Source organism: Agromyces sp. GXQ0307 (assembly GCF_044769845.1).
GTDB lineage: Bacteria > Actinomycetota > Actinomycetes > Actinomycetales > Microbacteriaceae > Agromyces.
In genome coordinates, this window is sequence record NZ_JBIZVY010000004.1 from 461,220 (window position 1) to 474,096 (window position 12,877).

12 protein-coding genes and 1 pseudogene are annotated in these 12,877 nt (G+C 65.8%); 12 read left to right on the forward strand and 1 reads right to left on the reverse strand.

From position 1 onward, the window contains the following. Positions 1 to 72 precede the first annotated feature (72 nt). From istA to ACIQH8_RS16670, 10 genes and pseudogenes are all read left to right on the forward strand, one after another. Positions 73 to 1,733, forward strand: a pseudogene (istA, locus tag ACIQH8_RS16625) (IS21 family transposase). Beyond that, positions 1,730 to 2,536, forward strand: a complete 807-nt coding sequence (gene istB, locus ACIQH8_RS16630) for an IS21-like element helper ATPase IstB (protein WP_401000677.1) — start codon at positions 1,730 to 1,732, stop codon at positions 2,534 to 2,536. Before istA ends, istB begins: the two are co-directional and overlap by 4 nt. A 90-nt stretch (positions 2,537 to 2,626) precedes the next feature. Next, positions 2,627 to 2,920 (forward strand): hypothetical protein, encoded by a 294-nt coding sequence (locus ACIQH8_RS16635; RefSeq protein ID WP_401000679.1) that lies wholly within the window; start codon positions 2,627 to 2,629, stop codon positions 2,918 to 2,920. A gap of 262 nt (positions 2,921 to 3,182) precedes the next feature. Further along, the gene (locus ACIQH8_RS16640; protein ID WP_401000681.1) at positions 3,183 to 3,650 is read left to right on the forward strand and encodes a hypothetical protein; all 468 of its coding nucleotides are present in this window, start codon (positions 3,183 to 3,185) and stop codon (positions 3,648 to 3,650) included. 93 nt (positions 3,651 to 3,743) lie between these two features. Beyond that, positions 3,744 to 4,328 carry an RNA polymerase sigma factor gene (locus ACIQH8_RS16645; RefSeq protein WP_401000683.1) on the forward strand — a complete coding sequence of 195 codons (585 nt, stop codon included), beginning with the start codon at positions 3,744 to 3,746 and terminating at the stop codon, positions 4,326 to 4,328. Next, positions 4,325 to 4,843, forward strand: coding sequence for a hypothetical protein (locus ACIQH8_RS16650; protein ID WP_401000685.1), 519 nt, complete (start codon positions 4,325 to 4,327; stop codon positions 4,841 to 4,843). Before ACIQH8_RS16645 ends, ACIQH8_RS16650 begins: the two co-directional genes overlap by 4 nt. Positions 4,844 to 5,708: 865 nt before the next feature. Then, positions 5,709 to 6,128: a hypothetical protein gene (locus ACIQH8_RS16655; protein WP_401000687.1), complete on the forward strand. Its 420-nt coding sequence runs from the start codon at positions 5,709 to 5,711 to the stop codon at positions 6,126 to 6,128. Positions 6,129 to 6,177: 49 nt separating this feature from the next. Beyond that, a complete protein-coding gene (locus tag ACIQH8_RS16660; protein WP_401000689.1) occupies positions 6,178 to 6,561 on the forward strand; it encodes a hypothetical protein in 384 nt (127 codons plus the stop codon). A gap of 326 nt (positions 6,562 to 6,887) precedes the next feature. After that, the gene (locus tag ACIQH8_RS16665) at positions 6,888 to 7,502 is read left to right on the forward strand and encodes a hypothetical protein (RefSeq protein WP_401000691.1); all 615 of its coding nucleotides are present in this window, start codon (positions 6,888 to 6,890) and stop codon (positions 7,500 to 7,502) included. A 153-nt stretch (positions 7,503 to 7,655) separates the two neighbouring features. After that, positions 7,656 to 8,252, forward strand: coding sequence for a hypothetical protein (locus ACIQH8_RS16670; RefSeq protein WP_401000693.1), 597 nt, complete (start codon positions 7,656 to 7,658; stop codon positions 8,250 to 8,252). Between the two features lie 636 nt (positions 8,253 to 8,888). On the opposite strand, the gene ACIQH8_RS16675 is transcribed toward ACIQH8_RS16670, so the two are convergent. Beyond that, on the reverse strand, positions 8,889 to 9,680 hold the full coding sequence (locus ACIQH8_RS16675; protein ID WP_401000695.1) for an L-ribulose-5-phosphate 4-epimerase: 792 nt from the start codon (positions 9,678 to 9,680) through the stop codon (positions 8,889 to 8,891). Positions 9,681 to 10,150: 470 nt separating this feature from the next. Here ACIQH8_RS16675 and ACIQH8_RS16680 point away from each other — a divergent pair, with 470 nt between their 5' ends. Further along, positions 10,151 to 11,233 carry a sugar ABC transporter substrate-binding protein gene (locus ACIQH8_RS16680; RefSeq protein WP_401000697.1) on the forward strand — a complete coding sequence of 361 codons (1,083 nt, stop codon included), beginning with the start codon at positions 10,151 to 10,153 and terminating at the stop codon, positions 11,231 to 11,233. Between the two features lie 65 nt (positions 11,234 to 11,298). Then, positions 11,299 to 12,873, forward strand: a complete 1,575-nt coding sequence (locus tag ACIQH8_RS16685) for a sugar ABC transporter ATP-binding protein (RefSeq protein WP_401000699.1) — start codon at positions 11,299 to 11,301, stop codon at positions 12,871 to 12,873. Positions 12,874 to 12,877 lie beyond the last annotated feature (4 nt).

Here is a 12,877-nt window from a genome sequence, read left to right on the forward strand (position 1 = left end):
TTTGATTCAGGACCACCTCTGACGGTGGTTCCGCGCCTCGATGACGAGGGCGCGGAATGGAGGGCTGGTCAGATGGGAAGTCGTGTGGACCTGTTCGCCCGCATCCGCCGTGATGCCCGCGTGGAAGAGCTCGGGATCCGGGCTCTGGCCCGCAAGCACGGCGTCGGCCGCGACACCGTCCGGACCGCACTGTCGCGGCCGGATCCGCCGCCGCGGAAGACCCCAGTCCGAGTCTCACCGCGGTTAGGCCCGTTCAAGGCGGCGATCGACGACATGCTGCGACAGGATCTTGACGCCCCGCGCAAGCAGCGGCACACCGCGACGAGGGTCCTGGCGCGCCTGGTCGACGAACACGGGGCTACGGACCTGTCGTACTCAACGGTGCGGGACTACGTGCGGGTTCGGCGGGCGCAGATCGATCGTGAGGCCGGCCGCCGGGTCGAGGTGTTCGTGCCGCAGGAGCATGCGCCGGGTGAGGAGGCTGAGGTCGACTTCGGCGAAGTGTGGGTGGTCCTGGCCGGGGTGAAGACGAAGTGCCACCTGTTCACGTTCCGACTCTCGCATTCGGGCAGGTCGGTGCATCGGGTGTACTCGACGCAGTCGCAGGAAGCGTTCCTGGAAGGCCACGTCGACGCGTTCGAGGAGCTCGGCGGCATCCCCACGAGACATATCCGGTACGACAACCTCACCTCCGCGGTGCAGATGGTGCTCTTCGGGCAGGGCCGGAATCGGGTAGAGAACGAGCGGTGGGTGCTGTTCCGCTCGCACTACGGGTTTGACGCGTTCTACTGCCAGCCCGGGATCGACGGCGCCCACGAGAAAGGCGGCGTGGAAGGCGAAGTGGGCCGGTTCCGCCGCACCTGGCTGACCCCGATGCCCGTCGTGGAGTCCCTCGCGGAACTGAACGAGCGGGTCCGCGACTACGACGCCCGCGACAACACCCGTCGGATCGGCACCCGGCTCCGCACCGTGGGGCAGGCCTTCGCCGACGAGCAACCGCTGCTGGCGGCGTTGCCGTTCGAACGGTTCGACCCCGGGCTGATCCTGCACCCCAGGGTGGACCGGTCGGCGCTGATCACGGTGCGGATGGCGAAGTACTCCGTCCCCGCCCACCTCATCGGCCGGCGGGTGCGAGTCTCGCTCCGAGCATCCGAGGTCGTCGTGTTCGACGGGCACGAACCGGTCGCCCGGCACGAACGGGTCGTGACCCGCGGTGGGGAGTCGATCGACCTGGACCACTACCTCGAGGTCCTCCAGCGCAAACCCGGCGCCCTGCCCGGGTCTACGGCGTTGGCCCGGGCCCGCGCATCGGGGTGTTCACGGCGGCGCATGAGGCGTTCTGGCAGGCCGCCCGCAAGGTCGACGGCGACACCGCCGGCACCCGCGCGTTGATCGATGTGCTCCTGCTGCACCGCACCATGCGACCCGACGACGTCGCCGCCGGGGTCCGCGCCGCGCTCACCGTCGGCGCGGTATCCGCCGACGTCGTCGCCGTCGAAGCCCGCCTGCACGCCGCTGGGTCCGGATCAGACCGTCAGCCCGTCGCACACGATCGAGGGCCTGAGCAACGAGTGGTCAGTCTCACCCAACGCCGGCTCGCCGACCCGGCCGCAGTGATCGCCGGGCTGCCACCCGACACCCGGCCCCTGCCGTCGATGGCGCAGTACGACCAGCTCCTCACCCGCCGCACGACGACGGGCGCCAATGCACGGGAAGGATCGACGGGATCATGAGCACACCGACCAAGGTGACGAGCACGCTGCGTCGGCAGCGTGGCATGACCGAGGAAGCCGCCGCCACCGCCGTCGATCAGGCCTGCCGACGGTTGCGCCTGCCGACGATCCGCGCGGTCATCGACGAAGCCGTGAAGATCGCCGAACGCGAACAGCTCACCTACCAAGGCTTCCTCGCCGAACTGCTGCTGGCCGAGTGCGACGACCGCGACCGCCGCCCCGTAATCCGCCGGGTCGCGGCGGCCGGGTTCCCCAGGCAGAAGTGGCTCGGGGACTTCGACTTCGACGCCAACCCGAACATCAACCCCGCCACCATCCACACCCTCGCGACCGGGGACTGGATCCGCCGTGGCGACCCACTCTGCCTGATCGGCGACTCCGGCACCGGCAAGAGCCACCTGCTCATCGGGCTCGGCACCGCGGCCGCCGAACGCGGGTACCGGGTCAAGTTCACGTTGGCGACCAAGCTCGTCAACGAGCTCGTCGAAGCCGCCGACGAGAAACAACTCGCCCGCACCATCGCACGGTACGGCCGCGTCGACCTGCTCTGCATCGACGAACTCGGCTACATGGAACTCGACCGCCGCGGCGCCGAACTCCTCTTCCAAGTCCTCACCGAACGCGAAGAGAAAGCCTCCGTCGCGATCGCGTCAAACGAGTCCTTCTCCGGGTGGACCAAGACGTTCACCGACCCGCGCCTGTGCGCCGCGATCGTCGACCGGCTCACCTTCAACGGCACCATCATCGAAACCGGCACCACCAGCTACCGGCTCAACCACGCACGATCGCAATTCGGAGAATGACCGAGGTCGCCACGCGCGATTCGGAACCAGGCGGTTCGTGCCGGACATCATTGTGTAGAACGCGTGCCACCCTCTCGAAAGGAAGCTGATATGTCGGACGTCGCGAAGAAGGGCAAGGCCTTTTCCATGGACGGCGCCCCGCGAACAGTGATCATCTGGGGCATCGCTGTCTCCGTGTGCGCCGCGCTACTCATCGTTCTCGTTCCCGCAGTGGCAGATTGGGCGGCAATCGGCGCAACCTCTCAGGGCCAGGAGGCGCGGGTCGCCATCGAACTCGTCGTCCGTGTGCTGCGAGAGGTTGCCGGACCGATTGGGGCTGCGCTGATCGGGGCGGCCCTCGTCATGGGATTCATACAAGGCCGGGCGAAAATGGAACCGCGATAGCCAGTCGGACATCTCCCTTCAGAGGCCGCGAACGTACGTGTCCTCGGAAGGGATGAGAATGCTACAACCCATTTCGCGAGCCGTAAGGCTCGCTCTGGTCGCCGGGATCACCGTCGCGGTCGGGCTCGGGGTGGCGGCCCCTGCGAATGCCGACCCTGTGGCCGCTACCCCGGCCACCGTGAATGCCAGTGTGAACGAGGAAGGGCAACTCGATCCGGCAACGTACGAAGGCGAACTGATCGTCGCTACCGATTAGGGCGACGTGGTCGTCTCGATCGAGGCAGGCGAAGGGTCACTCTTCACCGACCGCCCGGACGGAAGGCTCGAATCACTGCCGATCGAGGCAGCCCAGATCGTCGAGGAGACCGGCGTGCGTGTTGCCGACGCGGAGTCGGGACGACTCAGCCAAGCCGAGGACGGCATCCTGGCCGCCTGCGGCGTGTGGCTCAACGGCGTCGCTGGGCCCGGAATCTACTGGGAGAGCGTCGACGGGTGCGCCGTAGCGGGGTACACGGGCTACAAGCGTGAGTACTCGTGGGACAACCGATCCGATGTGCTCATCTGCATGCAAGCACGCGGTTGGAACCCCTCGCTCACTTGGTACGGGATGGGGTGCAGCTACGACGGGGGTACCGCGCTCGTCCCCTGGGGGAACTCGTTCGCCTACACCAAGGTGAAGGGCTTGTCCGTCTCCGGGGTGACCGGCGCGGGCTACGCCTGGCGAACCTGAGCTGAGTGGCTGCTGCACGTGAGGGGGAACCACGTGCAGCAGCCGCGTCCAGGTTTCGGGAAACCGGCAAGATCATGCTTTCATTGCCTAGGTATGAGCCAAGAGATCCCATCCGATTCCTCACTCTGGCTCGAAGCCGTCGCGGGGACCGAAGCCTCGTTCGGGGTCCTCTACGACCGCTACAAGCACGTCATCTACCGAGCTGCGCTTGCGCGGCTCGCGAGCGCAGGTGACGCGGAGGATGTCGTGGCCATCGTGTTTCTTGAAGCGTGGCGGAAACGAGAAGACGTGCGTTTCGTCGATGGATCGCTTCGCCCGTGGCTCCTAGCGGTTGTGGTGAACGTCACGCTGAGCCAGCAGCGCTCGGCACGCAGGTACCGACGTCTTCTCGCGAAGGTGTCACCCGTGGACGCGGTCCCGGACCCCACACGCCGACTCATCGACCGGTTGCACGCCCAGAGCGCAACGCCCGCGCTCCTCGCCTCAGTCGGGAAGCTCAATAGCCGCGACCGTCAGGTCTTTGAGCTCTGCCTCGTCGAGAACTTGTCGATGGCCGCAGCTGCAAGTGCGCTCAATCTTCCAGTCGGGACCGTGAAATCAAGACTCTCGCGAATTCGACAACGTCTGCAGGCCGACCTCCGCGAGTACGCGCCAAGCTTGGACGGGGTGAGCTCATGACTGAACAGACCGACCTCCCCGAAATGGATCCGAGGCGAGACGCAGCGATCCGAGCAATGCTGCTGAGAGAAATCCGCGACCAGCCCGAACGCCGTGAGGCCCGGAAGCGACGAAACTGGTGGATCGCCGGCGGAGTTGCCCTCGTTGTCGCCGGGAGTGGGGCGGCCGCAGGTGCAATCGTCCTAGAGGCTCAGCGAGCTTCAAACGCTCAGTACGTCTTCTGCTTGAAGTCCGACGTGAGAGGGCCTGACGGTGGCTTCCCTGGGGCGGTCGGCGGCACCCTTGCCTCAGACGACGGGCAAGGGCGCGTCGAAGACTCGATCGCTCTCTGCACCCAGATGTGGCTCGACGGATTCCACGAGCCGGGATACGACCCGCTCGCGGAGAGCAATCCTCCCGGCCAAGTGCCGGAGCACTTCGTGGTCTGCGTCATGCCAGACGGTGCCGCGGCAGTGGTCCCCGCGAACGAATCCACCATCTGCAACCGTCTCGGAATGGCACCTCTTCGCGACTGAGCTAACGAGCAATCACGGAGCGCACCTGATCGTTCAGAAGCCCGGGGAGGGAGCTGCATGCGGACCCGCAGTCCCACATGGTTCCGCCGTAGCTCACTGCCGTATACAGAGCCAACGAGCACCCGTTGTAGCCACGGGCTGAACTGACTCGAGAATCCCACCCACCGCCCAGCGAGGCGAAACCGTAGCTCGTTCCCGAGCAGCCTCCGGAACCATAGAGAGTGAAGCTCGACCCGCCATACCCGCTGTGTTCATACAGCGTCCCGAGAGCGACAGCCGCAGCTGCTTCGATTCCGGAACGACTCAAGGAGCCCTGCATGTACGCATCGAGAGCGTCCATGGAATCGAAGCAGACGAGTTCGCCATGCACGTCGCTCGATCCGACAGGAGCGGCCAACGCGCCGCAATGACTTTCAGCGTCATCGCTTACGCCGCCGCCAAGCGCTAGTGCGGCAGCCAGAACCGCGGTCATGATCGTTGGCATCGAAAGCTCCTTCGTGTTGTTACTGCGTCCACGGAGAGATGTCCGGGTGGTCTCATCGGGTTCCATGTTCGAGTGGGGATTCCCGCGAGCGAGCCAAGGTAGGGCCGCCGAGCATCCCGATCTGCGTTGCGATGGAACCGAATGGCGGATGCCGGACATCCATACGTAGGCGAGCCCTTTCGCCACGATTGGAGTGACTCAGAGATGATAGGAAGTCGGCAGGTCCCCGCCCCCGTCGCCGTGCGAGAAGCGAAGGTGCGGCGACGCACCACTTCGATCACATTCGTAGGCGCAGTGGTCGGCCTAATCGCTTCGTTGATGGCGGGTCCCGCGTTCGCGGCTGATCCAGGAGACGGGTCAGGTCCGACGCCGGCGCCTGAGGTGACGACGCAGTACATGCCGTACGAGGAACCGGCACTGGTGCCGGCCCCCGGCAAGGAGATCACTGTGGCCGGCGTGGACGGGGTCACGACCTACTACGGGATTACCGCAAGCTGCACCGAGTCAGTGACGGCGAACAACCCGTACAAGTCATCCGGGAAGGCAGTGGCGCATGTCCAGTTCCAGCGCAGTTCCGGATGTGTAGGGAGCAAGACCGGCACGGCGCTGCTGGATTCCTACACCATCTGGTGGACCGAGTACAACCGCAAGGCAACGACGGTAAACCCGGGCGTCAACGTCGTCCTTACTGTCTCCTACACTTGCCAGAACAGCAATTCAACGAGCTGGCGTTCCGGCGGACTGTACAACAACGGCAGTGTCACCTACTCCGCGTCGACCTCGCTCTCGTGCGGACACTAGATCGAGCGACATGACCGCGCGAACAGTTCAAGGAGTGAAGGATGGAACCATGGCTGTGACTATCGGCCGAATAGTCGTAGGCATAGCGATCGGTGCCGTCACCTTCGGAATCGTCAGCATTATCTCCCTCTGGGCGACGGTGGACGCCGCGACGGTTGCGATTGCGCTTGCAGTCGTTGCCGGAGCGGGTGTTGCGTTGTTCGTTCGGCGAGCGGACCGGGTTCTGGCGTGGTCGACCGCGGGTAGCTTGGCGACTCTGTTTGTTGTGGCGTTCGCGTTCGGGCTTGATTCGTCGGCAGTCGGCAGCGTCAGTCCGGCTCCAACGACTCTTCTTCGCCACGGCGGTCATAGTGCAGCTGTGGCGATCGTCGTCGGCGCTGTCATCGCGACTGCAATATGGTCGCGCCGCGAACCCTCGGAGAGGTCCGCGTAGGCGCTGCTCTGGCCGCTCCCGCGGGGCTATCTCAGCGCGCACGCGGGAGCGGCCAGATCACACGGGAGTCAAGCGAACGCGTCGACATCGATCATGGCGGCGATTCGCACCGAACCGCCCGAGATCAACACTCACAGATCACACGGTCACCGCGCTCACGTCTGTAGCAACGAGCTCGATCATCGCGCTACACCACTATGCGGGACTCAACTTAATCGGGGGACCCCGGACCACGACCCTTCGTGAGCTGGACGAGTGTGGAACCACTCGGGGTGTGTCGGACATCTCCTCTTGAGACCCAGATTGGGCTCATCAAAGGAGATTCAATGACCAGCAAGATTGCGCGTCGAGCCTTATCTATCTCGGGCGCGGCGGCACTGACCCTCGCTATTGCTCTTGCGCCGCAAGCGGCGCTCGCGGATTCACCAGACGAAGCGCCCACGATAATCAACGAGAACATGCCGATGTCCATCGCCGGCTACGACGCGGCGATCGCGGAGGCCAACGGCTTCGAGATCGTCACCGACGAGTCGGGAGTAACTCGCTCGGTCCCCGTGACCGACGAAGCCAAAGCTCTTGTCCGCGAAGCTGCCGCGGATTCAGCGGACTTCACGACGTTCGACACAGTCGTGGGCGACTGTGGTCAGGCGTGGCTGAATGGGAGCAAGGGCGCGAACGATCGCGTGAGCTTCACCACCGGGTACTCAGTGAGGCTCCCAGTCCAGTTGCATCAGTGGCGCGTGACTGCCTACGGGTTCATCACGACCGGAGAGAAGAACTACGCTCAGGGCGCAGGTCCCGCCGTGTGGAGCAAGTCCGACTCCACCACTGCGATCGGACCCGGGTATGCAATTGTTCCCGGCTTCAGCCCGGTCGCCATGGTGAAGCTTGTCGACGGGGCCACCTGCTACTCGGGTGGACCGAGCTTCAATTTCGGATGAGGCAAGGCTAGAACGTAGTGCGTGGGCAGCGGGGCCAGGAACGGCAGCTGATTGACCCCGCTGCCTGCCCAGCTTCTCGATGGCACTGGCTTGAAAGGACCTGAGACGATGCGCTCATTCGATGAGACTCGGAACAACCCATGGCCGGCGGGAATGGCGATCTCGGTGGAAAGCGGCGCCAACTCGCTTCTTGAGTTGCTCTGGGTGCGCGAGGCATGGGGGTTGCACCCAAGGGGGGATAACCCGCCACCACTGACCAACCCTCCGATCTTCCTTGGACGGGCCGAACAGGCGCCGGTGTGGGAGGAGGCCTGGCCAGGAATCTGGGAGGAGTGCCTTCGCTTCACCGCCCACGGCGCGGACCCACGCGAGCTTCGAAGGCTCCACACGACGGCGGATGGCTCACCGGAGCGAGCCGAGATCCTCAGCGAGTTGGCTGGGCCCAATTGGCGTGAGCGATTTGGCGTTGCAGCGTTTGATGAGTCGTTCTCGGCGTGGCAGCAGACGTTCTACGACGAATTGGGAAAGAGCAATGCGGTTCCCGTCGACGCCACGCCCGAGCGTCTTGCGCTCGACGCGCTAGTGCCCGCATGGGAGGCCGGCTTGACGAAAGTAGTCACGATTCCCTGCGAAGGCGACTACACGCGTGTGCTCGAGAAATCGGCGATGCTCGTCACCGAAGAAACTCGCCAGGAACCGGGACGGTACGCAGCTGCGCTCTCGGCCTTCCGACGCGACGTTGAGGTGTAGCGGGCGCTGAACGCTCGTACGCCGAGTGAATCCCTGGCGCGCATGCGTTTCAGCGGCTGCTGCACCTGACGGGGAACCAGGTGCAGCAGCCGCGGCATGTTTCTGGAACCGGCAGAGTCGTGTCGCGATCGCATCCAACGAATCCTGCAGCGGCGGACGAGACCTTCACCGACCCGCGCCTTGCGCCGCGATCGTCGATCGGCTGACCTTCAACGGCACCACCAGCGAAACGGCTGTTGCGCCCCGGGTTCATCGGAGGCTCATCGTCGCCCGTTCGCGGTGAGGCCCCGGCCTCGGCCAGGGCACACTGCTGCGGCTTCATCTCTCAGTGGGAGAGGCGCTCCCGCAGAGTTGAGCCGGGTCCGCTCACGAAAACAAGTTGAATCATTAACCGTGAGTAAACCGTGACGCGACGAAAACAAATCGAATCGACGAGCGTCGATTGACCGACAGAAACACCACGTGATCAGGAGATTTTCACAAAGAGCCGATGACGGGAATCGAACCCGCGCTGTCTGCTTGGGAAGCAGAAGTTCCTAAGTGCCGGTTCACTGTCCTCCACCCCGGCTCACGAGCCGTGGAATCCCGCGGAATGTGAAACGCAGTGAGTTCCGGTGAACTCGGCTAAACCGTGAGTTAACCGTGACGAGCACCCCTGCCCACGGCAGTGTCGACGGATGCCGCCTGCCCGGCTTGACCGGTCCGACGCGCGTCGGAGGCCTGGCCGTAGACGTTCTGGTACCGGTCGTACAGCCGGTCGATCGACTCCTGCGGGATGGGGATCAGTGGCCCGGCCTCGCGGGCGAGGTGCACGGTGCGGGCGACGTCCTCGACCATGACGGCGGCCTTGACCGCGTCCTTGGCGTTGGCGCCGATCGTGAACGGGCCGTGGTTCTGCATGAGCACGGCGCGCGACCGGTGGCCGCGGAGCGTCTCGACGATGCCCTTGCCGATCGAGTCGTCCCCGATGATCGCGAACGGGCCGATCGGGATCGGTCCGCCGAACTCGTCGGCCATGGCGGTGATCACGCACGGGATCTCCTCGCCGCGCGCCGCCCAGGCGACCGCGTAGGTCGAGTGCGTGTGCACGACGCCGCCGACCTCGGGCATGTTCCGGTACACGTAGGCGTGCGCGGCCGTGTCGCTCGACGGGGTGCGGTCGGCGCCCGGCGTGCCGGGGATGACGTTGCCGTCGAGGTCGCAGACGATCATGTTCTCGGGCGCCAGGTCGTCGTAGCTCACGCCCGACGGCTTGATGACGAAGAGGTCCGCGCCGGGCACCCGGCCCGAGACGTTGCCGCCGGTCCACACGACGAGCCCGTAGCGGGTGAGCTCGCCGTGCAGGCGGGCGACGTCGGCCCGCGTGCGAGCGATGGCGACCTCGATCTGCGGTCCGCCCCGGTGAGAACACGTACCGGGGCGTATCATCGCGCCCCCGACGTGATGAAGGTAACAGCCGCCCAGGCACGCACCTCCCAGCGGCCGGAAGCGCCCGGCCAGTCGGCGTCCCTGCGGAGATGCCCCAGCGATTGCCGTTCCATTCGTCGTCCTCTCTGTCCACGCCGAGCTCATCGCTCGCCCTCCCGCGCTGGCCGTCGTATGCAACCGCGCGGCCGGAGCATCACACCGCAGCGTGGAGTTAGCGGTCACTCTATCTTGATCCCGCGCGGTCGTCACTACTTGATTCTCACGGCACGTGTGTCATGCCAGAGTGGCACAAAAATCAGTCTGATCAGCCATTCTAAGGCGAATAGAATCCGTTGGGAATGACGTCCGAATTGGACGAAACCCTGAGAACGATAGGTTCCAGCACTTGATAGTGCGCTAACTCTGCGTTACCGTCGCACTACGCACGGCCGTCGAAGGCCGTCCAGGACAGGCACGAAGGAGTGTTCGAAATGGCGAATCCCACAGCACGGTTCGACCGGCGGCGACGTCGGATTGCGGCCGCGGCCGCTCTCGCAGTCGCTGCCCTAGCCCTTGCCGGCTGCCGCCCCGGCGGCGACGCGGCAAGCGCTGAGGACAAAGCTTCCGGTGAAGGCCTGGTTATCGGCTGGAGCCAGCGCGGCATCAGCGGCAGCGACTGGTGGAAGACCCTCGTCGAGGGAGGCCAGGCCGAGGCCGAGGAGATCGGCGCACGGATCGAGTTGCTCGACGCGAACGGCGACACGGTGCGACAGAACGCCGACGTGCAGACGCTCATCACGAAGGGCGTCGACGTGGTCATCATGAACGCGAACGACCCGATCGGCGTCGCGCCGTCCGTCGCGGCGCTGAAGGATGCGGGCATTCCGCTGGTCACCGTGAACTCGAACCTCGACGAGAGCCTCGTGCCCGACATGTTCTGCTACGTCGCCGAGGACCAGGAGTACACCGGGTCACTCGCCGGGGAGGTCGCGGCGACGAAGGCGCTCGAGAAGTTCGGCGACGCAGGTGAGGTGAAGGTCGTCGGCATCGGCGGCTTCCCGGGCGACGTGCTCAGCGATCTTCGATTCAACGGCTTCATGGAGGGCTGGGACGGCGTGATGGCCGATCACCCCGGCGTATCCACGGTGAAGCTCGACACCAAGTACGGCGAATGGAAGCCCGACAAGGCGCTCGCCCCCATTCGCGATGTCGCGACGGCCAATCCCGACCTCAAGGTCGTGTACAGCATGAGCGATGTCATGAACGGCGGCGTCGTGCAGGGCCTCCAGCAGGCCGGCGTCTGGGGCGACGGCGTCATCCTCTCCAGCTACGACGGCGGCATGGTCTCGGTCAAGCAGATGTTGGACGATCCTGACGGTCCGCTCCAGGCGACGGCGTCCAACCAGCCGTGGGACCAGGGCGCAACCGCGGTCCGGATGGCCTTGGCCGCCTTCAACGACGATCAGTCGCAGTGCCCCGACAAGACGCTGTTCATCGAGACGACGGTCGTGACTCCCGAGAACGCGGCCGAGTACTACGTGGCCGAAGACACCTACGTCCGCGCACAGGACTGAACCGGCGGGCCGGCTCCGGCAGCTCCGGAGCCGGCCCACACCCCTCACCAAACGAAGGAGCACCGATGCTCGCGAACCAGCAAACCCCGGCGGGGGCCGTGGCTGCCGCCGGCAGCGACGAGCGGATGCCAGAGCTGCAGCTCGAGGGCATCACGAAGTCCTACCCCGGAGTGCACGCCCTGAAGGGCGTCAGCTTCGACGTTCGCCGCGGCTCGATCCACGCCCTCGCCGGACAGAACGGCGCTGGCAAGTCGACCCTCGTCAAGATCCTCTCCGGCGCCGAAACGCCGGATGCCGGCACGATCCGGCTCGGCGGCGAGGTGCAGCGGTTCCGGGAGCCGCTCGATGCCCAGCACGCCGGGATCCACACGATCTACCAGGAGCTCTCGCTCGTCCCGTCGTTGTCGGTGGCCGAGAACATCTTCCTCGGGCGGCTACCCCGACGCGGCGGCACCGCGGTGGACTGGCGCCGGATGCAGACGGAGGCGCGCGACGCGCTCGACCGGGTCGGGTTCGACCTTGATGTCCGGCGGCCGGTGGGAAGCTTCTCGACCGCGGAGCAGCAGGCGGTCGAGCTCGCGAAGGCGTTGCACAAGGACGCCCGAGTGCTGCTCCTCGACGAACCGACTTCGACGCTGCCGCAGCCTGACGTCGACCGACTCTTCACCGTGCTCCGCTCACTGGCGGAACAGGGTGTCACGCTCATGTACATCTCGCACCGCATGGACGAGGTCTACTCGCTCTGCGATGCGGTCACCGTCTTGCGGGACGGCGTCAACGCCGCAGATCTCGCGACTTCGTCCTCTCGTCCCGCCGACGTCGTCACCGCGATGGTCGGCAAGAGCCTCGAGGGCTCGATCGCCGATGCCGCGCTGCGCGGCGAGCGGTCGCCACGCCTCGGCCCTGGCGCGAAGGACCGCGTCATCCTCACCGTCGATCACGTCTCCGACGAGGAGGGCAGCGTCGACGACGTCTCGTTCGAGCTTCGCGAAGGCGAGGTGCTCGGCCTGTCGGGCCTCATCGGCAGCGGTCAGTCGGAGCTCGCCAGCCTCCTCGCCGGGGCCCGCCGGCACACCTCCGGCGAGATGAGCATCGACGGCCGACGCGTCGACTTCACCGCCCCCCGCGACGCCATCCGCCGCGGCATCGGTCTGCTCCCGCAGGACCGCAAGGCCGCGGGATTCGTGCCCGAGATGGGCGTCGCCGCGAACATCACGCTCGCAAGCCTCCCGATGTTCAGCCGACTCAGCGTCATCGACTCCAACCGCGAGCGGCGTGTCGCTTCCGACATGGTCGACAGACTGGGCATGCGGGTCTCCGGCGTGAACCAGCCCCTGCGCACGCTGAGCGGCGGCACGCAGCAGAAGGCGATCCTCGCCCGCTGGCTCGTACGGGATGCGCGGATCCTCGTGTGCGACGAGCCGACGCGCGGCGTCGACGTCGGCGCCAAGGAGGACATGTACGAGCTCCTCCGCGAGTTCGCCCGCCAAGGCGGAACCGTCGTGGTCGCGAGCTCGGAGATCACCGAGGCGATGATGTGCGACCGCGTGCTCGTCATGGCCCGCGGGAAGGTCGTCGCCGAACTGACGCACGACGAGATCGACCCGCACGGTCACGCCATCCTCGAACGATTCGCCTGAGACG

What these genes read in the sequence shown, in the direction of transcription:
- ACIQH8_RS16670 (WP_401000693.1), top strand. Translation starts at nt 7,656, where the DNA reads ATGGCGATCTCGGTGGAAAGCGGCGCCAACTCGCTTCTTGAGTTGCTC.
- ACIQH8_RS16660 (WP_401000689.1), top strand. Translation starts at nt 6,178, where the DNA reads ATGGCTGTGACTATCGGCCGAATAGTCGTAGGCATAGCGATCGGTGCC.
- ACIQH8_RS16650 (WP_401000685.1), top strand. Translation starts at nt 4,325, where the DNA reads ATGACTGAACAGACCGACCTCCCCGAAATGGATCCGAGGCGAGACGCA.
- ACIQH8_RS16675 (WP_401000695.1), bottom strand. Translation starts at nt 9,680, where the DNA reads ATGATACGCCCCGGTACGTGTTCTCACCGGGGCGGACCGCAGATCGAG.
- ACIQH8_RS16680 (WP_401000697.1), top strand. Translation starts at nt 10,151, where the DNA reads ATGGCGAATCCCACAGCACGGTTCGACCGGCGGCGACGTCGGATTGCG.
- ACIQH8_RS16635 (WP_401000679.1), top strand. Translation starts at nt 2,627, where the DNA reads ATGTCGGACGTCGCGAAGAAGGGCAAGGCCTTTTCCATGGACGGCGCC.
- istB (WP_401000677.1), top strand. Translation starts at nt 1,730, where the DNA reads ATGAGCACACCGACCAAGGTGACGAGCACGCTGCGTCGGCAGCGTGGC.
- ACIQH8_RS16665 (WP_401000691.1), top strand. Translation starts at nt 6,888, where the DNA reads ATGACCAGCAAGATTGCGCGTCGAGCCTTATCTATCTCGGGCGCGGCG.
- ACIQH8_RS16645 (WP_401000683.1), top strand. Translation starts at nt 3,744, where the DNA reads ATGAGCCAAGAGATCCCATCCGATTCCTCACTCTGGCTCGAAGCCGTC.
- ACIQH8_RS16685 (WP_401000699.1), top strand. Translation starts at nt 11,299, where the DNA reads ATGCTCGCGAACCAGCAAACCCCGGCGGGGGCCGTGGCTGCCGCCGGC.